This is a genomic window from Sphingomonas sp. AC435, from assembly GCF_979253005.1.
This window is the reverse complement of record NZ_CEEDCJ010000002.1, coordinates 344,615-369,832: the sequence shown is the minus strand read 5'-3', so window position 1 is coordinate 369,832 and position 25,218 is coordinate 344,615. Positions and strand designations below refer to the sequence as shown.

Sequence of the window (25,218 nt, the reverse complement as noted above, 5' to 3'; positions counted from 1 at the left end):
GTAAGTCGGGTTGATCATTTGTACAACGCGTCCAGCCGCTCGCCGTACACCTGCTTCAGCACATGCCGGCGCGTCTTCATGCTGGGCGTCAGTTGTTCGTTCTCGATGGTGAACGGACCGTCCGCCAGGATGAAGCGGCGGACGCGTTCGGTGACCGATAGGTCCTTGTTGACCCGCTCCACCGCCGCCATCAGCGCGGCGCGGTATTCCGGGTTTTCCGCCAGCCGCTGGAAGTCGCAGGTGCCGCCGCCCTTGGCGCACCATTCCTGCGTCCAGTCGGGGTCGGGGACGATCAGCGCGACCATGTAGGGCCGCCGGTCGCCGGCGATCATCGCCTGACCGATCTCGGGCTGGAGGGTCAGCATGCCCTCCACCTTCTGCGGGGCGATATTGTCGCCCTTGTCGTTGATGATGAGGTCTTTCTTGCGATCGGTGATCCTGATCCGGCCGCGATCGTCGATCTCGCCGATATCGCCGGTGTGGAGCCACCCGTCCTTCAGGACGCGGGCCGTTTCCGCCTCGTTTCGCCAGTAACCGTGCATCACCAGTTCGCCGCGCACCAGAATTTCGGCGTCCTCCGCGATCCGCACCTCGGTGTCGATCAACGCGGGGCCGACCGAGTCCATGCGGATGCCGGCCGAGGGGCGGTTGCAGGAGATGACGGGTGCGGCTTCGGTCTGGCCGTATCCTTGTAGAAACGTGACGCCGAGCGACTGGAAGAACAGTCCGACCTCCGGCGTCAAAGGCGCACCGCCGGACACCATCGCCTTCATCCGCCCGCCGAACTTCTTCGCGATCTTCGGTTTGAACAGCGTGCGGACCAGCAACTGCGCGGGCCGATCGAGCAGCCGCACGCGCCCCTCGCTCTCCTTCGCACCGATGTCGAGCGCTTTGCTGAGCAGATAGGACGACATGCCGCCCTGTTTCTCAATCGCCTTGCCGATCCGCGTCCGCAGCACCTCGAACAGGCGGGGCACGACGAACATGATCGTCGGGCGCACCTCCTCGATATTGGCGGCGAGCTTGTCGAGGCTTTCGGCGTAATAGATCTGCCCACCCAACCCGATCGGGAAATGCTGCCCGCCGGTGTGTTCATAGGCGTGCGACAGCGGCAGGAAGGACAGGAACACCTCGTCCCCCCAGCCGAAGTCCTCCGAAATCACGGTCGCGCAGCCCTTCGCGTTGTGCAGGATGGCGCCGTGATGCTGCATTACCCCGCGCGGCGCGCCGCCGGTGCCGCTGGTGTAGATGATGCAGGCCAGGTCGCCGCGCTGGAAGTCCGCCGCCGCCTCCGCCTTCGCAACATCGGCGGGATGCTTCGCGATCAGGTCGTGCCAGAGGTGGAAGTCGATCGAGCCGGCCGGTGCGCGCATCTCCTCCATCCCGATCACGGTCTGCCCCTGATTGGAGCGGAGCACGGCGGGGAGCAGCACCTTGGCCAGCTTTGCGGTCGACACGATGATGCCGCACGCGCCGCTGTTTTCGAGGATGTGGAGGTGATCGCGTTCGGTGTTGGTGGTGTAGGTCGGCACGGTGATGCAGCCGGCGGCCATGATCGCGAGATCGGCGATGCACCATTCGGGTCGGTTTTCGCTGACCAGCATCACGCGGTCGCCGCGGTTCAGCCCGATCGCGTTCAGGCCGGCGGCGAGGCTCGCGACCTGACGCGCCGCTTCCGCCCAGCTGGTCGAGGTCCACTTGCCGCCTTTCTTGGCCCACAGGAACGGCGCATCGCCCTTCTCCCGCGCCCGCGTGAAGAACATCGTCACGAGGTTGGGGAAGTGTTCCAGCGTGCGGCTCATCGCCATCCTTTCCTGCGCGGTATCCGCTCCTCGTCAGGGGAGGGGCTTTGGGACGTCATCTATCCCGGCGCTCGCCGCGCTAACAGGGGCATTCGCATCGGCGATCGGATCACCTAAGGACAGTCCGATGACATCGATATTGCGTTCGATCGCGGTCGCTGCCGCGCTGGTCCTGTCCGGTTGCGCGGCCGACCGTCAAATGGCGGCCACCGCCGCACAGCCTGCCGCTCCGATCGCGAAGGCGAAGATCTTCGTGATCGCCGCCAACCCGCTGGCGACGGAGGCCGGCATGGCCGTCCTGCGGCGCGGTGGCAGCGCGGCGGACGCGGCGGTGGCGGTGCAGGCGATGCTGTCGCTGGTGGAGCCACAAAGCTCCGGCGTCGGCGGCGGCGGCTTCATGAGCTATTACGACGCCGCCTCGCGCAAGGTCGTCGTCTATGACGGGCGCGAGACGGCGCCCGCCGGCGCGACACCGGACATGTTCCTCGATGATAACGGCAAGCCGCTGCCGTTCCGCGATGCGGTGCTGAGCGGGCGTGCGACGGGGGTACCTGGCGCGGTGAAGATGCTCGCGCTCGTCCAGCAGCGGCATGGCGCGCTGCCGTGGAGGACGCTGTTCACGGATGCGGAGCGGACGGCGCGCGACGGCTTCGTGGTGTCGCCGCGACTGGGCAAGTTCCTGGCGAGCGGCGCGTTTCCGGAGTCGAACGCGCCCGACGTGCTGGCCTATTTCGCCAAGCCCGGCGGCGGGCTGGTCGGACCGGGCGACCGGTTGCGCAACCCCGCCTATGCGGCGTTCCTCGGGCGGCTGGCGGCACAGGGGACCGACGCGCTCTATGCTGGGGAGACGGCGCGGCGGATCGTGGCGCGCGTCCAGTCCGGGCCGCTCGCGGGGGCGATGACGCTGGCCGACCTCGCCCGGTATACGCCGATCGAACGCGAGGCGGTGTGCGGGCGGTACCGCGTCTACGCCGTGTGCGTGCCGCCGCCGCCCGCCAGCGGGGTCGGCATGCTGCAATTGCTGATGCTGCTGGAGCGGACCGACATCGCCGAACGCGGTCCCGACGATGCGCAGGCGTGGTACCTGTTCGCCGCCGCCAGCCGGCTGATGTACGCCGATCGCGACCGGTATTTCGGCGATCCTGCTTTCGTGCGGGTACCCGTCACGGGGCTGGTCGATCCCGCCTATGTCGTCAGCCGTGCGCGCCTGATCGGCGCGACTGCCGGGCCGCCGCCCGAAGCCGGCACGCCCCCGGGAGCGCCGGTCGCGGCGAACGACCGGCAGGTGGAGCCGGTCGGTACGTCGCACTTCATCGTCGGCGATGCGCAGGGCAATGTCGTGTCGATGACGACGACGGTCGAATCGATCTTCGGGTCGGGGCGGATGGTCGACGGGTTCTTCCTCAACAACCAGATGACCGACTTCGCGTTTTCGCCGCGCGATGCCGCCGGGCGTCCGGCCGCGAATGCGGTGGCGGCGGGGAAGCGACCGCGATCGTCGATGACGCCACTGATCCTGCTCGACGCCGACCGGCGGTTCGCGGGGGCGATCGGGTCGGCGGGGGGCAATGCGATCCTCGCCTATGTCGGCAAGTCGCTGGTCGCGGCGATCGACTGGAAACTGCCGATGCAGCAGGCCATCGCGCTGCCCAACCTGATCGCGCGCGGCGGCAGTTTCCAAGGGGAAGCGGACCGATTCTCCCCTGCGGTGCGCGCCGGGTTGGTGGCGCGCGGCGTCGACGTGCGGGCGGGGCAGGGGGAGGATTCTGGCGTGCACGGCGTGATCGTGCGCAACGGGGTGCTCGACGGCGGTTACGATCCGCGGCGCGAAGGCAGGGTGACGATCGAGGACGCGCCGGCGCGGTGAGGGGCTGTGTGATGCCCCCGCGCAGGCGAATCCGCGGAAGCACGGGTCGCAGATGCCCGAGCCTGAAGGTGTCAGGTCTATTCTTCTGCTCCCTCCCCTTCAGGGAGGGCTGAAGGGGGGCAGATGCGTGCGCGTTGATCCCGCGCTAGGCCCCCACGGCATCCGCCACGTTCGCGAACCCGTCGCGCGCCAGCAGCGCGTCCAGCCCGCCGAGCATCCGTGCCGCTAACCCCGGCCCCTCGTAGACCAGCGCGGTGTAGACTTGCACAAGGCTCGCCCCGGCGCGGATACGGGCATAGGCCTCCTCTGCCGAACCGATGCCGCCGACCGCGACCAGCGGCACCGCGCCGCCTGTCGCCGTGCGGAAATCCGCCAGCCGTGCACGTGCCAGCGGTGCGAGCGGCGCACCCGACAGGCCGCCCGTCTCCGCGCCGTTAGAGGAGCGCAGGCCCGGTCGCGTTATGGTGGTATTGCCGACGATCAGGGCATCGACCTTCGCCTCGATCACCGCGCGGGCGATGTCGTCGACGCCGGCGGGGTCGAGGTCGGGGGCGACCTTCAGGAACAGCGGCGTCGTGCCCTTCGCCGCGACGGATGCCGCCAGCAGGTCGCGCAGCGCCTGTCCGGATTGCAGGTCGCGCAGGCCGGGCGTGTTGGGCGAGCTGATGTTGATCGTCACGTAATCGGCCAGCGGCGCGGCGGCGGCTACACCCTTCGCATAATCGGCGATCCGGTCCTCCGAATCCTTGTTCGCGCCGACGTTGATGCCGAGCGTACCGCGCCGCTTCGCCGAGCGCGCATTGGCGAGGCCGGCGCTGAGACCGTGATTGTTGAAGCCGTAGCGGTTCACCACCGCGCGATCCTCCGGCAGGCGGAACAGGCGCGGCTTGGCATTGCCGGCCTGCGGGCGCGGCGTCAGCGTACCGATCTCCACCGATCCGAAGCCCAGCCCGAAGAAGCCAGAGATCGCTTCCCCGTTCTTGTCGACGCCCGCGGCCAGCCCGACCGGGTTGGCGAAGGTCACGCCCGCGACGCTCGTCGCCAGCCGCGGATAGCGTGCTCCGTCCCGTGCCAGCGGCGTCCCCGCGCTGCCCCAAAGCGACAGCATCCTGAGCGTCAGGGCGTGGGCGCGTTCCGCATCGAGCGCGAACAGGGCAGGGTGGTACCAGGACATGGCCGCGCTCATCGCACCCCTGCGAGTCGTTTGCAAAGATAGCGGTTGATCGCGGCGTTGCGCTGCACCATCTGCAATCGGACGGAAACGATCCGATTGGAACGATGCGCCTCTCTTCTCTAGCCGATTATGCGGTCGTCCTGATGGCCGCCGCCGCGCGCCACTGCGGCGGCGTGGGTCGGCTGAACGCGACCCTGCTCGCGGAGGAGACGGGCGTACCGCTGCCGACCGCGCAGAAGCTGGTCAGCCGCCTTGCCGCGGCGGGTCTGCTGGAAAGTGCGCGCGGTACGGGTGGCGGGTTCCGCCTGTCGCGCCCGCCCTCGGCGATCAGCCTGGCGGATGTGATCGAGGCGGTCGAAGGGCCGATCGCGCTGACGTCCTGCGTCTCCGGGACGCGGGACGATTGCGCGATCGACGGAAGTTGTCGGGTCAAGCCGCACTGGAGCGTCGTCAACGGCGCGGTGCGCGGCGCGCTGGCGGGTGTTTCGCTCGCCAGCCTGTCGGTGTTGGAGCAAGCGTGATGAAGAACGCCGAGGCCTATGCGGCCGTATCGAAGAAGTACGAGTGGGGTTTCGCCACCGACATCGAACAGGACTTCGCGCCCAAGGGGCTGTCGGAGGATACGGTTCGCTACATTAGCGCCAAAAAGAACGAGCCCGAATGGATGCTCGATTGGCGGCTGAAGGCGTTCCGCCTATGGCTGACGATGGAGGCGCCGGACTGGGCGAAGCTGAACGTCCCGCCGATCGATTATCAGGACGCGTTCTATTACGCGGAGCCGAAGGCGAAGGCGACGATCGCATCGCTGGACGAACTCGATCCCGAAATCCGCCGCACCTATGAAAAGCTCGGCATTCCGATCGAAGAGCAGAAGCTGCTCGCGAACGTCGAAGGCGCAGAGCCGCCGCGGCGCGTGGCGGTCGACGCGGTGTTCGACAGCGTGTCGGTGGCGACGACGTTCCGCAAGGAGCTGGAGGCGGCCGGCGTCATCTTTCGGTCGATCAGCGAGGCGATCCGCGAATATCCCGATCTCGTCCGCAAATGGCTGGGCAAGGTCGTGCCGCAGCGCGACAACTTCTTCGCGACGCTCAACAGCGCGGTCTTCAGCGACGGCACCTTCGTCTATATTCCGGAGGGCGTCCGTTGCCCGATGGAGCTGTCGACCTATTTCCGCATCAATGCGGAGAATACGGGGCAGTTCGAACGCACGCTGATCGTCGCCGACAAGGGCAGCTATGTCAGCTACCTGGAGGGCTGCACCGCGCCGATGCGCGACGAGAACCAGTTGCACGCCGCGGTGGTCGAGCTGGTCGCGCTGGACGATGCCGAGATCAAATATTCGACCGTCCAGAACTGGTATCCGGGCGACGAGAATGGCCTTGGCGGCATCTACAACTTCGTCACCAAGCGTGCTTTGTGTCAGGGCAAGAACAGCAAGGTGTCGTGGACGCAGGTCGAAACCGGCAGCGCAGTGACGTGGAAATACCCGTCTTGCGTACTGTCGGGCGATGGCTCGGTCGGCGAGTTCTACTCGGTCGCCGTGACCAACAATCGCCAGCAGGCGGATACCGGCACCAAGATGATCCATTTGGGCAAGAATACCCGCTCGACCATCGTGTCGAAGGGGATTTCGGCGGGGCGTTCGGACAACACCTATCGCGGCCTCGTCCGCGTCGGCCCGACCGCCGAGAACGTCCGCAACTTTACCCAGTGCGACAGCCTGTTGCTGGGTGACCAGTGCGGCGCGCACACGATCCCGTATATCGAGGTGCGCAACCCCTCCGCGCAGATCGAGCATGAGGCGACGACGTCGAAGATCAGCGAGGACCAGTTGTTCTACGCCATGTCGCGCGGTCTGGATCAGGAAGCGGCGGTCGCGCTGATCGTCAACGGCTTCGCACGCGAGGTGCTGCAGCAACTGCCGATGGAGTTCGCGGTCGAGGCGCAGAAGTTGCTGGGGATTTCTCTCGAGGGGTCGGTGGGGTGATCCTAGCGCTGCTGATGCTGTTGCAGGTTGCGCCGGGGGCTGGCGTGCCGCCGCCGTCTGCTGCGGAGGCGGCGGAGCAGGATATCGAAGTGATCGGCCGGAAGCTTCGGCTGCTGAGGCTGAACCTTTCGATGAATGATCGCCGACTGACCGGGTGCGCCGTGGCGGTATCGAGTACTGACCGGTTCGTCGACGCGCAGGCCTGCAAGGCCGCTTATGCGTGTGTGATGAGCGGCGTGGCCGAAAGCCGGCGGCTGCTGAACTGCATCAATGGTCGAATTGTCGAGGCCGTCGCACGGCACGACGCTGAACAGAATTCTGAAGGTTGAAGACGGCATGCTGAACATCGAAAACCTCCACGCCGAGATCGACGGCAAGGAAATCCTCAAGGGCCTGTCGCTGACCGTGAACGCGGGCGAGGTCCACGCGATCATGGGGCCGAACGGCGCGGGCAAGTCGACGCTCGGCTACGTGCTCGGCGGTCGTCCGGGTTACGAGGTGACGGCGGGCTCTGTGCGTTTCCTCTCCTCCGTTCGTGCCGAGCCTGTCGAAGCACACGCCGCGGAGGGCGTGCTCTCGGCCGGTCCTTCGACAAGCTCAGGACGAGCGGGGGAGGGCGAATGGATCGACCTGCTCGAACTCGCACCGCACGAGCGCGCCGCGGCCGGCCTGTTCCTCGGCTTCCAGTATCCGGTCGAGATCCCCGGCGTGTCGAACGTGCAGTTCCTGCGCGAGGCGCTGAATGCGCAGCGTGGGCAGCGCGACGAGAAGCCGCTGTCGGGCGCGGAATTCCTGAAGCTGGCGCGCGAGGAAGCGCGCAAGCTCGACATGGATGCGGAGATGCTCAAGCGCCCGGTCAATGTCGGTTTCTCGGGTGGCGAGAAGAAGCGCAACGAGATGGTGCAGATGGGCATCGTCGATCCGAAGTTCGCGATCCTCGACGAGACGGATTCCGGCCTCGACATCGATGCGCTGCGGATCGTCGGCGACGGTATCAACCGTATCATGCGCGCGCCCGACAAGGCGGTGTTGCTGATCACGCACTATCAGCGGCTGCTCGATTACGTGAAGCCTGACTTCGTCCACGTGCTCGATGGCGGCGTGATCACCCGCACGGGTGGGCCGGAACTGGCGCATGAGCTGGAGCGGGCGGGCTATTCGCAGGTGACCGCGTGATCCGGTCGCCACGAGCATCGAGGTTGCGGGTATGAGCGTCATGGAACTCCCCTCCACCCGCGAGGAAGCGTGGCGCTGGGCCGATACCGCCGGAATCGCCGCCGCCGCGGCGCTGCCGCAGATTGCGGGGGTCGAAGCGGATGGCTGGTTCCTCGACCTTCCCGGCGCGCGGATCGTCGTGGTCGACGGTGTCGTGGATCAGGCGCTCAGCGACCTTGGCCGCGTCGTGCTTCGGCAGATTGATGCTGACGATCATGCTCTCGCCGCGCGCACGTCCGGCCCCGGCTGGGCGCTGCATCTGGACGCCGATGCCGCCGCCGATCCGGTGCAGATCGTCCATGTCGCGACCGGCGCGGCCAACCATCTGCCGGCCGAGATCGTGCTGGGCGACAACGCCGTCGCACAGGTCGTCGAAACCTATATCGGCAGCGGCTGGGCCAACCGGTTCACGCGCACGACGCTGGGTAGCGCCGCACGGCTGATGCGGTCGGTGCGGCTTGTGCAGGAGGCAGGCTTCACCTCGTTGAGGGAGGAAGCCACGCTCGGCACGGGGGCCAGCCTGATTACGGTATTTCTCGGCGCGGGTGTGGCGGGCACGCGGATCGACGCGCGGATCGTCGCTGGTGAGGGGGCCTATGCCGATTACGGCGGCGCGCTGCTGACCGCCGGCGAGCAGCGGCAGGAATGCGCCGTCCGCATCCATCACGCCGAACCCAATGGGCAGAGTAAGCAGGTCTGGCGTGCGGTTGCGGCGGATCGCTCCGCCGCCAGTCTGGCTGCCGCCGTCGAGGTCGCACGGCATGCGCAGAAGACCGACGGCGAGCAGTCGCTGCGTGGTCTGCTGCTGCAACGCACCGCGACGGTGAACCTGAAGCCGGAGCTGGAGATCTTCGCCGACGACGTGAAGTGCGCGCACGGTGCGACGGTCGGCGAACTGGACGCGCGGGCGCTGTTCTACATGCAGAGCCGCGGCATCTCTCCGGCCAGGGCGCAGGCGTTGCTGACGCATGCTTTCGTGGTTGATGCGCTGGACCGGATCGGTGACGCGGTGGTGCGGGATGCATTCGTCGCGGATGCCGATGCCTGGCTGGAGCGTGCGTTGTGAGCGGGACTGCTGTTACGCCTCTCCCTCTTGGGGAGAGTGCCCCTGCTTCTCCCCTCCCTATCAGGGAGGGGTCGGGGGTGGGTAGCGTGCTCGCGATACGGCTCCGTCAGCGCGCGACTGCCGTATGTCGCCAAGGCTCCACCCACCCCCGGCTCCTCCCTCAAAGGGAGGGGAGAAGAAGCGCCCAGCGCCTCCACTTCCTCCACTTCGCGTTGGAGACTGCGGCATGAGCAGTGCGGCCCCGCTCGACACGCTCGCCGATTTCCCCGCCATCCCGGCAGGTTGGGTCTATCTCGACACCGCGGCCACGGCCCAGAAGCCGCAGGTCGTGGTCGAAGCGATCACGCGTGCCTATGGCGAGACCTACGCGACCGTGCATCGCGGCGTGTACCAGCGGTCGGCGGACATGACCGTTGCGTATGAGGCCGCACGCCGCCGCGTCGCTACGTTCATCGGTGCCGGCTCCCCGGACGAGTGTGTGTTCGTCCGCGGCGCGACGGAGGGGATCAACCTTGTCGCGCAATGCTGGGCCGCGCAGCAGCTCAAGGCCGGCGATCGCATCATGCTGTCGATGCTGGAGCATCACAGCAACATCGTGCCGTGGCAGATGGCGGCGGAGCGCGTGGGCGCGGCGATCGACGTCACGCCGCTGACCAGCGACGGTCGTATCGATCTCGACGCGATGGCGGCGATGCTGACCGAGCGACACAAGCTCGTCGCGCTGGCGCATGTCTCCAACGTCCTCGGCTCCGTGCTGGACGTGGAGCGTGCGGTGTCGCTCGCGCACGGCGTCGGGGCGAAGATCCTGATCGACGGATGCCAGTCGGTGCCGCGGATGCCGGTCGACGTGACCGCGCTCGGCTGCGATTTCTACGTGTTTTCCGCGCACAAGCTTTACGGCCCGACCGGCATCGGCGTGCTGTGGGGGCGGCCGGAACTGCTCGAGGCGATGCCGCCGTGGCAGGGCGGCGGATCGATGATCGACCGCGTGACGTTCGCCAAGACGACCTATGCCGCGCCCCCGGGCCGGTTCGAGGCGGGGACGCCGCATATCGTCGGCGCACTCGGGCTGCACGCGGCGATCGGCTATGTCGACGCTATCGGCCTGCCGGCGATCCACGCTCACGAAACCGCGCTGGTCGCGCGGGCGCGCGATGGGCTGGGCAGCCTCAACAGCGTGCGGCTGCTCGGGCCGGTGGACTCCGCCGGCATCGTCAGTTTCACGGTCGAGGGGGTGCATCCGCACGACATCGGCACCATCTTGGACGAGAGCCGGGTGGCGATCCGCGCCGGTCACCATTGCGCGCAACCGCTGATGGAGGCGCTGGGCGTGGAGGCGACGGCGCGGGCCAGCTTCGGCGTCTATAATGGCCCTGCCGACGTGGATGCGCTGGTGAAGGGCGTCGAGCGAGTGACGAGGATTTTCGGATGAGCGACTATCAGGTCGAACAGGTTGAGGGCGTCGCACCGCCGCCCAAGGCGCGGGTCGATGACGCCGCACTCGCGTCTCCCGTGTCAGCGCCGCGCGAGCGCGACTATTTGTCCGGGTTCCTCGCGCAAAAGCCGCAGGGTGATGCGGCTGGCGAGCCGGGCGGTGCGCTGTACGAAGCCGTGATCGACGCGTTGAAGGACATCTTCGACCCCGAAATTCCCGTGAACATCTATGACCTGGGCCTGATCTACGGCGTCGACGTGACCGAGAATGGCGAGGCGACGGTGACGATGACGCTGACGACGCCGCATTGTCCGGTCGCCGAGTCGATGCCGGCCGAAGTGGAGATGCGTGTTGCAGCCGTGCCGGGCATCTCGATCGCCGACGTCAACCTCGTCTGGGACCCGCCCTGGGACCCGCAGAAGATGTCCGACGACGCCAAGCTCGAACTGGGGATGCTGTAATGGCCACCACGCTGCGCGCGCGGCCCGCCGCGTTGAACCTGACGCCGTCCGCCGAGGCGCGGATCGCCGACCTGATGGGCCGCGCACCGGCGGATGCAATCGGCGTCAAGCTGTCGACCCCCAAGCGCGGCTGCTCCGGCCTCGCCTATTCCGTCGATTACGTAACGGACGCCAAGCCGTTCGATGAGCGGATCGATACGCCCGGTGGGACGCTGTTCGTCGACGGCGGATCGATCCTGTACCTGATCGGATCGACGATGGACTGGGTGGAAGACGACTTCACCGCCGGCTTCGTGTTCCAGAACCCGAACGCCAAGGGCGCGTGCGGCTGCGGTGAGAGCTTCACCGTCTGATGAGCGGCTGGACGATCGGTATCCTCGGTGGATCGGGGCTCTACGCGATCGACGGCTTGCAGGACGCGCAGTGGCAGCGGGTCGACAGCCCCTGGGGTGAACCGTCCGACGCGATCCTGACGGGGCGGATCGACCATGCCCGTGTCGCGTTCCTGCCCCGCCACGGACGCGGTCACCGCATCGCGCCGGGCGAGATCGATGCCCGCGCCAACATCGATGCGTTGAAGCGCTTGGGCGTCACCGACCTGCTCGCGATCTCCTCCGTCGGGTCGCTGCGTGAGGATCGGCCGCCGGGCAGCTTCACGATCGTCGACCAGTTCATCGACCGCACCACGTCGCGCGCGAATAGCTTCTTCGGAACGGGGCTGGTGGCGCACGTGCCGATGGCGGAGCCGGTCTGCCCGCGTCTGTCTGCGTTGGTGCTCGAAGCCGCGCGCGGAGCCGGTGCGAACGTGGACGCGGGCGGCACCTATTTGGCGATGGAAGGTCCCGCCTTCTCGACGCGCGCGGAGAGCCGTTTGTACCGAAGCTGGGGCGCGGACGTGATCGGCATGACCGCGATGCCGGAGGCGAAGCTCGCGCGCGAGGCGGAGCTGCCGTACGCGCTGGTTGCGATGGTGACGGATTACGACGCGTGGCGCGAGGGGGAGGCCGCGGTCGATGTCGCTGCCGTGCTGGCGCAGGTCGGTGCGAACGGAGTCCTGGCGCGAGAGACGGTGCGTCGCATGCTGCAGGGGCTGCCGGAGGAGCGGCCCGCGTCCCCGATCGACACGGTGCTGGATGCCGCGATCATCACCGCGCCGGGCGCGCGGGATGCTGGACTTGCGGCCAAGCTGGATGCGGTGGCGGGGCGGGTTTTGGGTGAGGGTGGCGCTCAGGCCTGATCAACTGTGCGTCATCACCCCCGTCCGTCACCTCGCGAACGCTGGGATCTTGAGCGATGGCGCTGGACCGCTTGCCTGGGAAAGACCCCAGCTTTCGCTAGGGTGACGGATGGGCAGTGGCGGGTGACGACGAGTAGAGGGCAAGGGCCAGTCACCTCGCCCGTTCGGCCGGAACGAGGTCGAAGGCCCAAGCCTTCGACCTCACACCCTTTAGGCCGCCAGCTTCCTCAGCACGTACTGCAGGATGCCGCCGTTCAGGAAATACTCCAGCTCGTTGACCGTATCGATCCGGCAGCGGGTCATGAACGTCTCGCTGCTGCCGTCCGCTCGGGTCAGCGTGACCTCCACGTCCTGACGCGGGCGCAGGCCGGCGACGTTGTGGATCGTGAACGTCTCCGTTCCGTCCAGCTTCAGCGTCTGACGATCCAGCCCTTCGCCGAACTGGAGCGGCAGCACGCCCATGCCGACGAGGTTGGAGCGGTGGATACGCTCGAAGCTCTCGGCGATCACCGCGCGCACGCCGAGCAGGTTGGTGCCCTTCGCTGCCCAGTCGCGCGACGAGCCGGTGCCGTATTCCTTGCCCGCCACGACGACGAGCGGCGTGCCGTCCGCCTTGTAGCGCATGGCCGCGTCGTAGATCGGCATGATCTCACCGTTATACTTCGACATGCCGCCCTCGACGCCCGGCACCATCTCGTTGCGGATGCGGATGTTGGCGAACGTGCCGCGCATCATAACTTCGTGGTTGCCGCGGCGCGCGCCGTAGCTGTTGAAGTCGGCGCGGCTGACCTGATGCTCCTGAAGGTACTTGCCCGCCGGGCTGTCCGCCTTGATGCTGCCGGCCGGGCTGATGTGGTCGGTGGTGATCGAGTCGCCCAGGATCGCCAGCGGCTTCGCCTCGATGATGTCCGCCGTGGGAGCAGGCGTCATCGACATGCCCTCGAAATAGGGCGGGTTGGCGACATAGGTGGAGCCGGCGCGCCACTGATAGGTGTCCGACCCGGTGACGTCGATCGACGACCATTTCTCGTCGCCGGCATAGACGTTGCCGTAGCGGGAGCGGAACATCTCGTCGTCGATATTGGCGGTCATCAGCGACGAGACTTCGGCGTTCGTCGGCCAGATATCCTTCAGATACACGTCGTTGCCGTCCGTGCCCTGACCGATCGGCGTCTCGCGCATATCCTGCGTGACGGTGCCCTTCAGCGCATAGGCGACGACCAGCGGCGGCGAGGCGAGGAAGTTGGCGCGGACGTCCGGCGACACGCGGCCCTCAAAGTTGCGGTTGCCGGACAGCACCGACGCGGCGACGAGATCGTTCTCGTTGATGGCGGCGGAGATCGGCGCCGCCAGCGGGCCGGAATTACCGATGCAGGTCGTGCAGCCATAGCCGACGAGGTTGAACCCCATCGCGTCGAGGTCCTCGGTCAGGCCGGCCTTGTTCAGGTAATCGGTGACGACCTGCGATCCGGGGGCGAGCGAGGTCTTCACCCATGGCTTAGGCTTCAGCCCCAGCGCGCGCGCCTTGCGCGCGACGAGGCCGGCGGCGACGAGCACGGAGGGATTGGAGGTGTTGGTGCACGACGTGATCGCGGCGATCACGACGTCGCCGTCGCCGATGTCATGGTCGCGATCCGCCACCGCGACGCGCTGCGGCTGTTCCTTGTGGTAGATCTTGAACAGGTCGCCGTTGAACACTTCGTCGACCTTGGTCAGCGCGACCTTGTCCTGCGGGCGCTTGGGGCCGGCGAGCGACGGCACCACCGTGCCCATGTCCAACTCCAGCGTGTCGGTGAAGACGGGGTCCGGCGCATCCGCGTCGCGCCAGAAGCCGTTCGCCTTCGCATAGGCCTCCACCAGCGCGATGTTATCCTCGGAGCGTGCGGTCAGGCGCATATACTCCATGGTCTTCTCGTCGATCGGGAAGAAGCCGCAGGTCGCGCCATATTCGGGGGCCATGTTGGCGATCGTTGCGCGGTCCGCCAGCGTCATCGTCGACAGGCCGGGACCGTAGAACTCCACGAAGCGGCCGACCACGCCCTTGGCGCGCAGCAATTGCGTGACGGTCAGGACGAGGTCGGTGGCGGTGATGCCTTCGCCGAGTTCGCCGGTCAGCTTAAAGCCGACGACCTCGGGGATCAGCATCGACACGGGCTGGCCGAGCATTGCCGCCTCCGCTTCGATCCCGCCGACGCCCCAGCCGAGGACGCCCAGACCGTTGATCATCGTGGTGTGGCTGTCGGTGCCGACCAGCGTGTCGGGATAGGCGATCATCGCGCTGTCCTTCGCGTGTTCGCCGACCTCCTGCGAGGACCAGATCGCCTGACCGATATATTCCAGGTTCACCTGATGGCAGATGCCGGTGCCCGGCGGCACGACCTTGAAATTGTCGAGCGCCTTCGATCCCCATTTCAGGAACTCGTAGCGCTCGCCGTTGCGCTGATATTCGAGATCGACGTTCTCGCCGAATGCCTGCGGCGTGCCGAACTCGTCGACCATCACCGAGTGGTCGATGACGAGGTGGACGGGGACCAGCGGATTGATCTTTTCCGGATTGCCGCCGAGCGCGGTCATCGCATCGCGCATGGCGGCGAGATCGACGACGCAGGGCACGCCCGTGAAATCCTGCATCAGCACGCGCGCCGGGCGATACTGGATCTCGCGGTCGCTGCGACGCTCCTGCTGCCAGTCCACGATCGCCTGGATGTCGTCGCGGGTGACGGTCACACCGTCTTCGAAACGCAGCAGGTTCTCCAGCAGCACGCGCATCGAAAAGGGCAGGCGGCTGATGTCGCCGAGCTGCTCCGCGGCCTTGGACAGGCTGTAATAATCATAGGACTTGCCGCCGGCGGTGAGCGTGGAGCGGGTGTTCAGCGTGTCCTGGCCGATGGCGGTCATAAGCGTCCTTTGCCTGTCGTCCCGGCGCGGAGCGAAGGCGGCGAAGCCGCGGGCGCGGGGACTGTACGGTGGGTTTGGGGCGGCGATAGCAGCGGTGCCGGTAGGAAGGAAGGGCTTGTCCGGACCATTGCTGCGTACGTTAGGCAGTTTCGCGGATGAAGGGGGTGATGATCCACCGTCATCTCGACGGAAGGTGGCGTTTCGGCGTGATGGGGTAGTCCGGCTGCACGACAGCCCAGCGGACGATTTGGTTTGCGCAGTGGGGGCCAAAACGTTCGATCGCTAAAACGAAAAGGGGCGGCCCCTTGCGGAGCCGCCCCTTTTGTCAGTCGCTGGGCCGGTGGCCGACATGGGCGAAGCCCATGTCGTCGGAAGGCGCTGCGCGCCGCCGGCCGGCCGGCCTCGAACGGGGCGGCGGTACGCCACCCCGTTCTGCGGCTTACTTGACGTCGACGGTCGCGCCGGCGGCCTCGAGCTGAGCCTTCAGCTTCGCGGCCTCGTCCTTGTTCACGCCTTCCTTGACGGCCTTCGGCGCGCCCTCGACGAGAGCCTTCGCTTCGGTCAGGCCCAGGCCGGTGATCGCGCGGACTTCCTTGATGACGTTGATCTTCTTGCCACCGTCGCCGGTCAGGATCACGTCGAACTCGGTCTGCTCTTCAGCGGCCGGTGCGGCGGCGCCGCCGGCTGCTGCCGGTGCTGCGACCGCTGCTGCGGCCGAAACGCCCCACTTCTCTTCGAGCAGCTTCGACAGCTCGGCTGCTTCCAGGACGGTCAGTTCGCTCAGGCTCTCAACGAGCGCGTTCAGGTCTGCCATGTGTATTCTCCATGCGGGGGCATCGGCCCCCAAAGTACGATTGAAACCAGGAAATGCGTCGACGGCTTACGCCGCCTCCTTCTCCGCATAGGCGGACAGCACGCGTGCGATCTGTGCCGCGGGAGCCTGCGTGATCGTTGCCAGCTTCGTGGCGGGTGCCACGATGAGGCCGACGATCTTGGCACGCAGTTCGTCCAGCGATGGCAGCGTGGCGAGTGCCTGAACGCCCGCGAGGTCGAGGGGCGTCGAGCCCATCGCACCGCCCACGATTTCGAACTTGTCGTTCGTCTTCGCGAAGTCGACCGCAACCTTGGCTGCGGCGACCGGGTCGATCGAGGAAGCGAGAGCGACGGGGCCGGTCAGCATATCGCCGATCGATCCGTAGTCGGTCCCGTCGAGCGCGATCCTGGCAAGCTTGTTCTTCGAGACCTTGTAGGTCGCGCCGGCGTCTCGCATCTTGTTCCGCAGCACAGTGGACTGTGCGACGGTCATGCCGAGGTTGCGGGTCACGACGACCACGCCGACTTCGGCAAAGTTACGGTTCAACTCGGCGACGGCCGCGGCCTTTTCAGTCCGATCCATGCCATTCTCCACGTTTGGACATGCCCCGAAAGCCATGTCCGGTTACCACCGGCACGCGACGCGCACCGGCTTGTCCAGTCGACGAGGGAATGGGGGACCGGCCGCATGGAAAAGCGGCAGGAAAAAACCTATCCCCGTCTCGGCAGGGCATTAAGCCGGGCAAATCCCCGGCACCTGCTGTCTAGGACGGAATCCGGCGGGCGAACCTACCGGATGCGGGGGTGCCACTAACGGTTTCCGGGCCAAAGTCAATGCGCCATCCCGCGTTGACCAGCGGCGGGGGTGCCGCCTATCGCTCCCGCGCAGGATCAGGAGGATTGCGGGATGCGGAAGCTTTATCCGGATGCGGGCGCGGCGCTGGAGGGATTGCTCCACGACGGCATGACGATCTGCGCCGGCGGGTTCGGCCTGTGCGGCATTCCGGAACGGCTGATCGACGCGATCCAGGCGTCGGGCGTGAGGGACCTGACGATCGCCAGCAACAATGCCGGCATCGACAATGAGGGTCTCGGCAAGCTGCTGCGCTCGCGGCAGGTGAAGAAGATGATCTCCAGTTATGTCGGCGAGAACAAGGAGTTCGAGCGCCAGTATCTGAGCGGCGAGCTGGAGGTGGAGTTCTGTCCGCAGGGTACGTTGGCAGAGCGTTGCAGAGCCGGCGGCGCGGGTATCCCGGGCTTCTACACCAAGACCGGCGTCGGCACGCAGGTCGCCGAGGGCAAGGAGGTCAAGACGTTCGACGGTCAGGATTACATCCTGGAACGCGGCATCCGCGCCGACCTGTCGATCATCAAGGGGTGGAAGGCGGACGAGACGGGCAACCTCATCTTCCGCAAGACCGCGCGCAACTTCAACCATCCGATGGCCACCGCCGGCCGCATCTGCGTCGCGGAGGTCGAGGAGGTGGTGCCGGTCGGCTCGCTCGATCCCGATGCGATCCACCTGCCGAGCATCTACGTGAAGCGGATGATCGTCGGCGCACCGTACGACAAGAAGATCGAGTTCCGCCTGACCCGCCCGCGCGAGGCAGCGTGAGTACGCCCGCGCATGCCGGCGAAATCTCGCTGGACGAGGGCGATGTGCTGACCGCCGACGCCGCGGAGGTGGCGCGCATCTGGATCACGAACAATGGCGGCGCGAGCGTGTGGATCGCCGCGCATCTGCTGGAGGACCCGACCGTGTTCGGATATCTGATGGCGGACACGATCCGCCACGCCGCGCGTGCCTATGCCGGCACGTGGGCGATCGGCGAGGATGCCGCGCTACAGGCAATCGTCGACGGGCTGGGGCGGCAGTTGCGCGAGCAGTTCGGCGAGATCGAAACCATCCAGGAAGGGAAGCTGAACTGATGTCCGAGGACGTGAAGGGCTGGACCCGCGACCAGATGGCTGCCCGCGCTGCGCAGGAGTTGGAGGACGGGTTCTACGTCAATCTCGGGATCGGCATTCCCACGCTGGTCGCGAACAACATCCCAGCGGGCATGACGGTGACGCTCCAGTCGGAGAACGGGATGCTCGGCATCGGTCCGTTTCCGTACGAGGGCGAGGAGGACCCGGACCTCATCAACGCCGGCAAGCAGACGATCAGCGAACTGCCCTCGTCGGTCTATTTCAGCAGCGCGGACAGCTTCGCGATGATCCGCGGCGGGCATATCGACCTGACCGTGCTGGGCGCGATGGAGGTCAGCCAGGACGGCGACATCGCCAACTGGATGATCCCCGGCAAGATGATCAAGGGCATGGGCGGCGCGATGGACCTCGTCGCGGGCGTGAAGAAGATCATCGTCGTGATGGAGCATACGTCGAAGAACGGCGATCCGAAATTCATCCCGGCCTGCACGCTGCCGCTGACGGGGAAGAACGTCGTCGACATGATCGTCACCGATCTCGCGGTGTTCCAGCGTTCGGATCACGACAGTCCGTTCCGCTTGATCGAGTGTGCGCCGGGCGTCACCGCTGACGAGGTGCGGACGAAGACCACGGCGGCGTACACGGCGTGAGCTACACGCTCGTTACCGCGAACCGGAATTATTCGAGCTGGTCGCTGCGCCCGTGGCTGCTGATGCGTGCGCTCGACATTCCGTTCGCGGATCGGATCGAGCCGTTCGCGGCACCGGAGAACTACGCGGCGTTCCGCGCCTTTTCGCCGACCGGTCAGGTGCCGGTGCTGATCGACGGCGAGCGGACGGTATGGGACTCGCTTGGTATCGTACTGTATCTGGCGGAGCGGCACGAGGGCGTCTGGCCGCGTGACGAAGCTGCCCGCGCGTGGGCGATGAGCGCGGTGGCGGAGATGCACGGCGGGTTCTCGGCGTTGCGCAACGAGCGGACGATGAACGTCGGCGTCCGCGTCGCGGCGATGCCGGGATCGGCGGCGCTGACGCGGGATGTGGCACGCATTGCCGAGCTCTGGGCCGAGGGGCTGTCGCGGTTCGGCGGGCCGTGGCTGGCAGGGCCGGCGTTCGCCGCCGCGGACGCGTTCTACGCGCCGGTTGCCTACCGCGTCCGCACCTATGGCATCGATGTCGGTGCTGCGGGGCAGGGGTGGGTGGAGCGCCTGCTCGATCACCCCGCTGCGCGCGAATGGGAGGCCGCGGCCCTGGCCGAAAGCTGGCGAGAAGCCGGGCACGAGGCGGAGCTGCATGCGTGCGGTACGGTGACCCAGGATCACCGCACCGGCTGAGGATCAGACGCAACGGGCGTCGCTGTCATTGCGTGGAGCGAGGGACAACTAAACTGCATCGGCCTTGGCGACCCGGCCGGTTTGGGTTAACGCCGCGCGATCATGGCCAGTCGTCCGCTCACTTTGTACGAGAAGATCTGGGCCGCGCATGTCGTCGAGCGGCGCGACGACGGCACGTGTCTGATCTATATCGACCGTCACCTCGTTCACGAGGTCACCAGCCCGCAGGCGTTCGAGGGGCTTCGCGTCGCTGGTCGCCGCGTGCGCCGGCCCGAACTGACGCTGGCGGTGCCAGACCATAATCTGCCGACGACGCCGCGCATCGGGCCGGATGGGCGTCTGTTGCCGATCGCCGATCCCGAAAGCGCGCAGCAACTGGACGCCTTGCGCCGCAACACCGCGGAATTCGGCATCGACTATATCGACGCGACCGCGGCGGAGCAGGGGATCGTCCACGTCGTGGGGCCGGAAATGGGCTTTACGCTGCCCGGTACGACGCTGGTGTGCGGCGACAGCCACACCTCCGCGCACGGGGCGCTCGGTGCGCTGGCATTCGGAATCGGCACGTCGGAGGTGGAGCATGTGCTCGCCACGCAGACGCTGCTGCTGCAACAATCGAAGACGATGGAAATCCGCGTCGATGGCTCGCTCGGCTTCGGCGTCAGTCCCAAGGACGTGATCCTCGCCATCATCGGCCGCATCGGCGCGGCGGGCGGCACCGGCTATGTCGTCGAATATACCGGCGAGGTCGTGCGTGCGATGTCGATCGAGGGCAGGCTGACGATGGCCAATATGTCGATCGAGGGTGGCGCGCGCGCCGGCCTCGTCGCGCCGGACGAGACGACCTTCGCCTATCTGAAGGGGCGGCCGATGGCGCCCGAGGGTGCGGATTGGGACAAGGCGGTCGCGTGGTGGCGGACGCTGCCGTCCGATCCGGGCGCGGCGTATGACCGAACCGTGACACTGGACGCGACCAATATCGCACCGTCGCTGACCTGGGGCACCAGTCCCGAGGATGTCGTCGCGATCACCGGGATCGTCCCCGATCCGGACAGCTTCGCCGACCCGGCCAAGCGCGATGCGGCGCGCAAGTCGCTCGATTATATGGGTCTCGCACCCGGTACGGCGATGCAGGACGTCGGCGTCCAGCACGTCTTCATCGGCAGCTGCACCAACAGCCGGATCGAGGATCTGCGCGCCGCCGCCGCCGTCGCGCAGGGGCGCCGCGTCGCGGACGGCGTGCGGGCGATGGTCGTGCCGGGGTCCGGTCTGGTCAAGCGTCAGGCGGAGGCCGAGGGGCTGGACCGGATCTTCGTCGGTGCGGGGTTCGAGTGGCGGGAGCCGGGCTGTTCGATGTGCCTGGCGATGAACCCGGACAAGGTGCCGCCGGGCGAACGCTGCGCCTCGACCTCCAACCGCAATTTCGTCGGGCGGCAGGGGCCGGGTGCGCGCACCCATCTGTTGTCGCCGGCGATGGCGGCGGCGGCGGCGGTCACGGGGCGATTGGCGGACGTGCGCGACCTGATGTCGCGGGATAACAATGATTTCGGGGGAGTGATGTCATGAAGAAGGTTCTCGCATTGTTGGTCGTCGGCACGCTCGTCAGCGGCTTCGCCGCCTATGGTGCCAGCATCGCTCGCCCCGCAGCGGCGCAGCGCGACCGCTGATGCAGGCGGTCACCAGCGTTTCGGGGCGCGCCTATCCTTGGGGTGCGAAGAACGTCGACACCGACGTCATCATCCCGGCGCACTGGTTGAAGACCATCTCGCGCGTCGGGCTCGGCCGTGGCGCGTTCGAGACGGTGCGCGCGCAGCCGGGCAATCTGTTCGATGATCCGCGTTATGCCGGCGCGCCGATCCTGATCGCCGGCGACAATTTCGGCTGCGGGTCCAGCCGCGAGCATGCGGCATGGGCCTTGGCCGACATGGGCGTGACGGCCGTGATCGCGCCCAGTTTCTCGGACATCTTTTCGGGCAACGCGGTCAAGAACGGCATCGTGCCGGTGGTGCTGCCGCAAGAGGCGATCGATCGCCTGCTGGAAACCGCCGTCGATCATGACGTGACCGTCGATCTGGAGACGATGACCGTCACCACACCGTATCAGGATCGCTTTTCCTTCGACCTCGACCCGTTCCGTCGCCGCTGCCTGATGGAGGGGCTGGACGAGATCGGCCTGACACTGGCAAGAGATACCCAGATTTCAAATTTCGAAGGCGCTGCGGCCAGCACGCGCCCCTGGGTAGAGGGAAAACGCGGTTATGAAGGCATTGCTGTCGCGGACGCCGGGCGGACCTGAAACTCTGGAACTGGCCGAGGCGCCCGATCCGGTGGCGGGTCCGGGGCAGGTCGTGATCGATATCCGCGCCTGCGCGATCAACTATCCCGACGTTCTCGTGATCGAGGACAAGTACCAGTTCAAACCTTCGCGTCCCTTCGCACCCGGCGGCGAAATCGCCGGTACGATCTCAGCGGTGGGCGATGCCGCTGGCGACTGGCAGGTCGGCGACCGCGCGCTGGCGATGATCGGCAATGGCGGGCTGGCGGAGAAGGCGGTCGTCGATGTCGCGCGCCTGTATCGCTTGCCCGAGGGACGGAGCTTCGCGGAGGGGTCGGCGCTGCTGCTCACCTATGCAACGACGATCCATGCCTTGCTCGACCGGGGCCGGTTGCAAGCGGGTCAGACCCTGCTGGTGCTGGGGGCCGCGGGCGGCGTCGGGCTGGCGGCCATCGAACTCGGCAAGGCTTTCGGAGCGCGTGTCGTCGCGGCGGTCTCGTCGGATGAGAAGGCGCAGGCAGCACGCACGGCCGGTGCCGACGAGGTTCTGATCTATCCCCGTGCACCGTTCGACAGGGATCAGTCGAAGGCATTGGCGGAGCAGTTCAAGGCGGCAGTGGGCAAGGACGGCGCGGACGTGATCTACGATCCGGTCGGCGGTGACTATGCCGAACCGGCGTTGCGGTCGATCGCGTGGGAGGGGCGGTATCTGGTCGTCGGCTTCCCCGCCGGCATCTCTAAGTTGCCGCTGAACCTGACGCTGCTGAAGAGCTGCGACGTGTGCGGCGTGTTCTGGGGCGCGTTCGCCGCGCGCGATCCGGCCGCCAACGCGGCGCATGTCGCGACGCTGTTCCAGCTGTGGGAAGAGGGCCGCATCTCGCCCCGCGTGACCGAGACGTTTCCCTTGGCGCGTGGCGGAGATGCGATCGCCAAGATGGCCGCGCGGGGTGCGATCGGAAAGCTGGTGGTCGAGGTGGGAGCGGACACGACGGATCTACTGATTTAGCGCCGTTACCTTCTCGTGTTTTCCCGCAGGCGAGAACTCAGTAGACCAGCGGATTGCGGCTGGCCGAAGAAATACTGGGCTCCCGCCTTCGCGGGCGCACGGCGGCGGTTAGACCCGCACCACGCCGACATCCGCGAACGGCCGCGGCTCGGCTGGAGGCGTGGCGGGCTGGGCGAGTTCGCGCTGCCAGAGGCCCACGTCCATCCACTGCCCGTGTTTGTACCCGACCTCGCGCTGCACGCCCGCGCGGCGAAAGCCCGTCGCCTCGTGCAGGCCGATCGAGGCTGTGTTGGGGAGGGCAATGCGGGCGATCGCCTGCGTGAAGCCCTGCGCCGCGAGCGTATCGACCAAGGCTTCGTACAGCAGCCTTCCCGCGCCCTGCCGCTGCGCCGCGTCGGCGACGTAGATCGTCGTCTCCACCGCCCAGCGATATGCCGCCCGCGGATGGAACGCGGTGGCATAAGCATAGGCGAGAATGCCGGTCCGTTCCGGCCCCTGCGTCGCGACGAGCCAAGGATACAAGCCGTCACTGGCCGCGATCCGCCGCGCCATCGTCCGGCTGTCTGGCGCCTCCTCCTCGAACGAGGCGGTGCCGACCAGCACGTGCGGCGCATAGATCGCGGCGATCGCGCCCGCGTCCGCCGCCGTCGCCGCGCGAATCGCGATCACAGGCCGAACCGCGCCAGCACCAGATCGAGCAGCTTGGCATCGCTCACCGCGCCGGTGCTCGGGCCTAAGCCGCCGCACTCAAGGCAGCGGGCCTGGATCGACCCGCCGCTCGCCAGCCGCTTCATGTCGCCGAGCGCCTGCCCGACGATCGCCCGCTGTTGCAGGGCGAGACGCGCGAAGGCGTCGCCGCCGCCGGCCTCGTCGTCCCGCTCGCTGTCGTTCCACGCCTGCGCCAGCTGCGCCGCCCAGCTCGGCTGCTTCTCCAGATACACGGTGTGGACCTTCGCGGGGTCGAGCTTCGCACGGCGGGCGGCTTCGGCCACGGCGTCGCCCAGACCGCCGAAGCGGTCGACCAGCCCAAGCTGGCGGGCGGTGCCGCCGTCCCAGACGCGACCCTGACCGATCTCGTCGACGCGAGCCGGAGTCATGCGACGCGCGCTCGCGACGCGGCCGATGAACTCGCGATAGCCATGCTCGATGCCGGCCTGAAGGATCGTGTCGAGCATCGGCGTCGTGCCGGCAAACACGTCCGGCTGACCGGACAGCGGTGTGGTGCGGACGCCGTCGGTGGTGACGCCGATCTTCGCCAGCGTCGCCTCGAAGGTCGGGATGATGCCGAAGATGCCGATCGACCCCGTGATCGTGTTCGGCTCTGCGAAAATCGTGTCGCCGGCGGTCGAGACCCAGTAGCCGCCGGATGCCGCCAGACCACCCATCGATACCACGATCGGCAAGCCGCGCTTCTTCGCCTCCAGCACCGCCAGCCGGATACGCTCCGACGCCAGCGCCGACCCGCCGGGCGAGTCGACGCGCAGCACGACCGCCTTCAGTTTGTTCGTGGCGAGCCCGTCGAGCATCGCCTTGGCGATCGTGTCGCCCGCCGCCGTACCGGGGCCGGCCTCGCCGTCGACGATGTTGCCCGCGACGGTCAGGATGCCGATCGCATCACCCGTCGTCGACATCGGGTTGGCCGCAACCCACGCGTCGTACCCAATATTGGCGAAGCCGATCGCGGGTTTGGTGCTGTCACCGCCGACCAGCGCCGCGACGCGCTTGTTGAACGCGATCCGGTCGCCGAGCCGGTCGACAAGGCCCATTGCCGCGTTCGCCTTCGCGACATCGCCACCGGTCGCGAGGACCGCCGCCTGCGGGTCCGCAAGGAAGCGCGCAACCTGCGCCTTGGGCCGGACACGCGTCACGCCCTGCACCCACTGCTCCATCAGCGATCCGTACAGCGCCTGCGAAGCGGCGCGAGCGTCGGGGCTCTGGTCGGCGCGGGTATAGGGCTCGACGAACGACTTGTAGCGCCCAACCCGGTAGACATGCGTGTTGACGCCGAGTTTGTCGATCAGGCCCTTGTAATAGAGCTGGGTTCCGCCTGCGCCCTGGAACAGCGCGCCGCCCATCGGATCGACCCACACTTCGCTCGCGGCCGCCGCCAGACGGTAGCTGCCGTCGGTATAGGCGGTCGCATAAGCCAGCACCGGCTTGCCCGACTGGCGCACGCGCACGAGCGCATCCGCCATCTCGCCGAGCGCGGCAGGATAGGCACCTGAAAACTGGTCGAGGTCGAGCACGATGGCCTTCACCCGCGTGTCGGTACGGGCTGTGTCGATCGCGCGCAGCACGTCGCGCAGGCGGAACTGGCGGGTGGTCGCCTGACCGGACAGGGCCGCGAACGCCGCCGGCTCCTCTGGCTGCTCCACGACCGATCCGTCGAGGTCCAGCAGCAACGCACCGCTGCCGATCGCCTTCGTACCCGGCCGGGCGGTCAGCGCCGCGAACAGGACCGCGAAGAACAACAGCAACAGGATCAGGACCAGCAGGTCCTTGACCGCCACCAGCAGCTTCCACGCGCCGCGCACCAGCCGCCAGCCGCCGCGCCGCCGGCGTGGCTGACCGTCGGTGAACGAAGGGCGGCCATCGGAAAAGGACGGCTGCGGCGCGGTGGTGTCTGTCATGACTAATACGGCTAGAGGATGCGCAAGAGGCTGGCAACGGATTCGGGATAACGCGGCAAGCGAGCTCGAAGCCGGCTGAACCTCACGTCA

The 25,218-nt window shown here is 67.3% G+C and carries 24 protein-coding genes; 17 read left to right on the top strand and 7 right to left on the bottom strand.

What is annotated here, in order from left to right:
• Positions 1-14: 14 nt before the first annotated feature.
• Positions 15-1,802 carry an AMP-dependent synthetase/ligase gene (locus tag AC0CH8_RS05380; RefSeq protein ID WP_465239012.1) on the bottom strand — a complete coding sequence of 596 codons (1,788 nt, stop codon included), beginning with the start codon at positions 1,800-1,802 and terminating at the stop codon, positions 15-17.
• A gap of 127 nt (positions 1,803-1,929) precedes the next feature.
• On the opposite strand from AC0CH8_RS05380, the gene AC0CH8_RS05375 reads away from it, so the two are divergent.
• Positions 1,930-3,669 carry a gamma-glutamyltransferase family protein gene (locus AC0CH8_RS05375; protein ID WP_465239011.1) on the top strand — a complete coding sequence of 580 codons (1,740 nt, stop codon included), beginning with the start codon at positions 1,930-1,932 and terminating at the stop codon, positions 3,667-3,669.
• Positions 3,670-3,814: 145 nt separating this feature from the next.
• On the opposite strand, the gene AC0CH8_RS05370 is transcribed toward AC0CH8_RS05375, so the two are convergent.
• Positions 3,815-4,843 carry a quinone-dependent dihydroorotate dehydrogenase gene (locus tag AC0CH8_RS05370; RefSeq protein ID WP_465239010.1) on the bottom strand — a complete coding sequence of 343 codons (1,029 nt, stop codon included), beginning with the start codon at positions 4,841-4,843 and terminating at the stop codon, positions 3,815-3,817.
• A gap of 104 nt (positions 4,844-4,947) precedes the next feature.
• Between AC0CH8_RS05370 and AC0CH8_RS05365 the strand changes: the two genes are divergently transcribed.
• The 9 genes from AC0CH8_RS05365 to mtnP all read left to right on the top strand — a co-directional run bounded on the left by AC0CH8_RS05365 (position 4,948) and on the right by mtnP (position 12,244).
• Positions 4,948-5,364, top strand: coding sequence for an SUF system Fe-S cluster assembly regulator (locus tag AC0CH8_RS05365; protein ID WP_204195051.1), 417 nt, complete (start codon positions 4,948-4,950; stop codon positions 5,362-5,364).
• Positions 5,364-6,830, top strand: a complete 1,467-nt coding sequence (gene sufB, locus AC0CH8_RS05360; RefSeq protein ID WP_204195050.1) for a Fe-S cluster assembly protein SufB — start codon at positions 5,364-5,366, stop codon at positions 6,828-6,830. The genes AC0CH8_RS05365 and sufB overlap by 1 nt, the downstream gene beginning before the upstream one ends.
• Entirely contained in the window at positions 6,827-7,159 is a 333-nt protein-coding gene (locus AC0CH8_RS05355; RefSeq protein WP_465239009.1) for a hypothetical protein, read from the top strand. Before sufB ends, AC0CH8_RS05355 begins: the two co-directional genes overlap by 4 nt.
• Positions 7,160-7,166: 7 nt before the next feature.
• Positions 7,167-8,006, top strand: coding sequence for a Fe-S cluster assembly ATPase SufC (sufC, locus tag AC0CH8_RS05350; protein WP_465239008.1), 840 nt, complete (start codon positions 7,167-7,169; stop codon positions 8,004-8,006).
• Between the two features lie 31 nt (positions 8,007-8,037).
• Complete coding sequence (locus AC0CH8_RS05345) at positions 8,038-9,111, top strand: SufD family Fe-S cluster assembly protein (RefSeq protein ID WP_465239007.1); 1,074 nt, start codon at positions 8,038-8,040, stop codon at positions 9,109-9,111.
• A gap of 226 nt (positions 9,112-9,337) precedes the next feature.
• A complete protein-coding gene (locus AC0CH8_RS05340) occupies positions 9,338-10,543 on the top strand; it encodes an aminotransferase class V-fold PLP-dependent enzyme (protein WP_465239006.1) in 1,206 nt (401 codons plus the stop codon).
• A complete protein-coding gene (locus AC0CH8_RS05335) occupies positions 10,540-11,007 on the top strand; it encodes an SUF system Fe-S cluster assembly protein (protein ID WP_465239005.1) in 468 nt (155 codons plus the stop codon). The genes AC0CH8_RS05340 and AC0CH8_RS05335 overlap by 4 nt, the downstream gene beginning before the upstream one ends.
• A complete protein-coding gene (locus AC0CH8_RS05330) occupies positions 11,007-11,360 on the top strand; it encodes a HesB/IscA family protein (protein WP_465239004.1) in 354 nt (117 codons plus the stop codon). Before AC0CH8_RS05335 ends, AC0CH8_RS05330 begins: the two co-directional genes overlap by 1 nt.
• Entirely contained in the window at positions 11,360-12,244 is an 885-nt protein-coding gene (mtnP, locus tag AC0CH8_RS05325) for an S-methyl-5'-thioadenosine phosphorylase (RefSeq protein ID WP_465239003.1), read from the top strand. Before AC0CH8_RS05330 ends, mtnP begins: the two co-directional genes overlap by 1 nt.
• 210 nt (positions 12,245-12,454) lie before the next feature.
• Here mtnP and acnA read toward each other — a convergent pair whose 3' ends face one another.
• The 3 genes from acnA to rplJ form a co-directional block, all read right to left on the bottom strand.
• A complete protein-coding gene (gene acnA / locus AC0CH8_RS05320; RefSeq protein WP_465239002.1) occupies positions 12,455-15,142 on the bottom strand; it encodes an aconitate hydratase AcnA in 2,688 nt (895 codons plus the stop codon).
• 439 nt (positions 15,143-15,581) lie between these two features.
• Positions 15,582-15,956: a 50S ribosomal protein L7/L12 gene (gene rplL, locus AC0CH8_RS05315; protein ID WP_204195041.1), complete on the bottom strand. Its 375-nt coding sequence runs from the start codon at positions 15,954-15,956 to the stop codon at positions 15,582-15,584.
• A gap of 66 nt (positions 15,957-16,022) precedes the next feature.
• Positions 16,023-16,538: a 50S ribosomal protein L10 gene (gene rplJ, locus AC0CH8_RS05310; RefSeq protein WP_204195040.1), complete on the bottom strand. Its 516-nt coding sequence runs from the start codon at positions 16,536-16,538 to the stop codon at positions 16,023-16,025.
• Between the two features lie 324 nt (positions 16,539-16,862).
• Between rplJ and AC0CH8_RS05305 the strand changes: the two genes are divergently transcribed.
• The 7 genes from AC0CH8_RS05305 to AC0CH8_RS05275 all read left to right on the top strand — a co-directional run bounded on the left by AC0CH8_RS05305 (position 16,863) and on the right by AC0CH8_RS05275 (position 22,498).
• On the top strand, positions 16,863-17,570 hold the full coding sequence (locus AC0CH8_RS05305; protein ID WP_465239001.1) for a CoA transferase subunit A: 708 nt from the start codon (positions 16,863-16,865) through the stop codon (positions 17,568-17,570).
• Positions 17,567-17,884 (top strand): DUF5076 domain-containing protein, encoded by a 318-nt coding sequence (locus AC0CH8_RS05300; RefSeq protein ID WP_204195038.1) that lies wholly within the window; start codon positions 17,567-17,569, stop codon positions 17,882-17,884. The genes AC0CH8_RS05305 and AC0CH8_RS05300 overlap by 4 nt, the downstream gene beginning before the upstream one ends.
• Positions 17,884-18,534 (top strand): CoA transferase subunit B, encoded by a 651-nt coding sequence (locus tag AC0CH8_RS05295; RefSeq protein WP_465239000.1) that lies wholly within the window; start codon positions 17,884-17,886, stop codon positions 18,532-18,534. The genes AC0CH8_RS05300 and AC0CH8_RS05295 overlap by 1 nt, the downstream gene beginning before the upstream one ends.
• Positions 18,531-19,217, top strand: coding sequence for a glutathione S-transferase (locus AC0CH8_RS05290; protein ID WP_465238999.1), 687 nt, complete (start codon positions 18,531-18,533; stop codon positions 19,215-19,217). The genes AC0CH8_RS05295 and AC0CH8_RS05290 overlap by 4 nt, the downstream gene beginning before the upstream one ends.
• A 102-nt stretch (positions 19,218-19,319) precedes the next feature.
• A complete protein-coding gene (gene leuC / locus AC0CH8_RS05285) occupies positions 19,320-20,783 on the top strand; it encodes a 3-isopropylmalate dehydratase large subunit (RefSeq protein WP_465238998.1) in 1,464 nt (487 codons plus the stop codon).
• Positions 20,784-20,883: 100 nt separating this feature from the next.
• Positions 20,884-21,513 carry a 3-isopropylmalate dehydratase small subunit gene (gene leuD / locus AC0CH8_RS05280; protein ID WP_465238997.1) on the top strand — a complete coding sequence of 210 codons (630 nt, stop codon included), beginning with the start codon at positions 20,884-20,886 and terminating at the stop codon, positions 21,511-21,513.
• Positions 21,476-22,498: an NADPH:quinone oxidoreductase family protein gene (locus AC0CH8_RS05275; protein ID WP_465238996.1), complete on the top strand. Its 1,023-nt coding sequence runs from the start codon at positions 21,476-21,478 to the stop codon at positions 22,496-22,498. Before leuD ends, AC0CH8_RS05275 begins: the two co-directional genes overlap by 38 nt.
• A 108-nt stretch (positions 22,499-22,606) precedes the next feature.
• On the opposite strand, the gene AC0CH8_RS05270 is transcribed toward AC0CH8_RS05275, so the two are convergent.
• Entirely contained in the window at positions 22,607-23,167 is a 561-nt protein-coding gene (locus AC0CH8_RS05270) for an N-acetyltransferase family protein (RefSeq protein ID WP_465238995.1), read from the bottom strand.
• The gene (gene sppA / locus AC0CH8_RS05265) at positions 23,164-25,128 is read right to left on the bottom strand and encodes a signal peptide peptidase SppA (protein ID WP_465238994.1); all 1,965 of its coding nucleotides are present in this window, start codon (positions 25,126-25,128) and stop codon (positions 23,164-23,166) included. Before sppA ends, AC0CH8_RS05270 begins: the two co-directional genes overlap by 4 nt.
• Between the last annotated feature and the right edge of the window lie 90 nt (positions 25,129-25,218).

Excerpts from the sequence above, each read along its gene's own strand:
- rplL (WP_204195041.1), bottom strand. The coding sequence starts at position 15,956 with ATGGCAGACCTGAACGCGCTCGTTGAGAGCCTGAGCGAACTGACCGTC.
- sppA (WP_465238994.1), bottom strand. The coding sequence starts at position 25,128 with ATGACAGACACCACCGCGCCGCAGCCGTCCTTTTCCGATGGCCGCCCT.
- AC0CH8_RS05275 (WP_465238996.1), top strand. The coding sequence starts at position 21,476 with ATGAAGGCATTGCTGTCGCGGACGCCGGGCGGACCTGAAACTCTGGAA.
- AC0CH8_RS05340 (WP_465239006.1), top strand. The coding sequence starts at position 9,338 with ATGAGCAGTGCGGCCCCGCTCGACACGCTCGCCGATTTCCCCGCCATC.
- AC0CH8_RS05380 (WP_465239012.1), bottom strand. The coding sequence starts at position 1,802 with ATGAGCCGCACGCTGGAACACTTCCCCAACCTCGTGACGATGTTCTTC.
- sufB (WP_204195050.1), top strand. The coding sequence starts at position 5,364 with ATGAAGAACGCCGAGGCCTATGCGGCCGTATCGAAGAAGTACGAGTGG.
- sufC (WP_465239008.1), top strand. The coding sequence starts at position 7,167 with ATGCTGAACATCGAAAACCTCCACGCCGAGATCGACGGCAAGGAAATC.
- mtnP (WP_465239003.1), top strand. The coding sequence starts at position 11,360 with ATGAGCGGCTGGACGATCGGTATCCTCGGTGGATCGGGGCTCTACGCG.
- leuC (WP_465238998.1), top strand. The coding sequence starts at position 19,320 with ATGGCCAGTCGTCCGCTCACTTTGTACGAGAAGATCTGGGCCGCGCAT.
- AC0CH8_RS05370 (WP_465239010.1), bottom strand. The coding sequence starts at position 4,843 with ATGTCCTGGTACCACCCTGCCCTGTTCGCGCTCGATGCGGAACGCGCC.
- AC0CH8_RS05335 (WP_465239005.1), top strand. The coding sequence starts at position 10,540 with ATGAGCGACTATCAGGTCGAACAGGTTGAGGGCGTCGCACCGCCGCCC.
- leuD (WP_465238997.1), top strand. The coding sequence starts at position 20,884 with ATGCAGGCGGTCACCAGCGTTTCGGGGCGCGCCTATCCTTGGGGTGCG.
- acnA (WP_465239002.1), bottom strand. The coding sequence starts at position 15,142 with ATGACCGCCATCGGCCAGGACACGCTGAACACCCGCTCCACGCTCACC.
- AC0CH8_RS05330 (WP_465239004.1), top strand. The coding sequence starts at position 11,007 with ATGGCCACCACGCTGCGCGCGCGGCCCGCCGCGTTGAACCTGACGCCG.
- AC0CH8_RS05365 (WP_204195051.1), top strand. The coding sequence starts at position 4,948 with ATGCGCCTCTCTTCTCTAGCCGATTATGCGGTCGTCCTGATGGCCGCC.
- rplJ (WP_204195040.1), bottom strand. The coding sequence starts at position 16,538 with ATGGATCGGACTGAAAAGGCCGCGGCCGTCGCCGAGTTGAACCGTAAC.
- AC0CH8_RS05305 (WP_465239001.1), top strand. The coding sequence starts at position 16,863 with ATGCGGAAGCTTTATCCGGATGCGGGCGCGGCGCTGGAGGGATTGCTC.
- AC0CH8_RS05345 (WP_465239007.1), top strand. The coding sequence starts at position 8,038 with ATGAGCGTCATGGAACTCCCCTCCACCCGCGAGGAAGCGTGGCGCTGG.
- AC0CH8_RS05375 (WP_465239011.1), top strand. The coding sequence starts at position 1,930 with ATGACATCGATATTGCGTTCGATCGCGGTCGCTGCCGCGCTGGTCCTG.
- AC0CH8_RS05295 (WP_465239000.1), top strand. The coding sequence starts at position 17,884 with ATGTCCGAGGACGTGAAGGGCTGGACCCGCGACCAGATGGCTGCCCGC.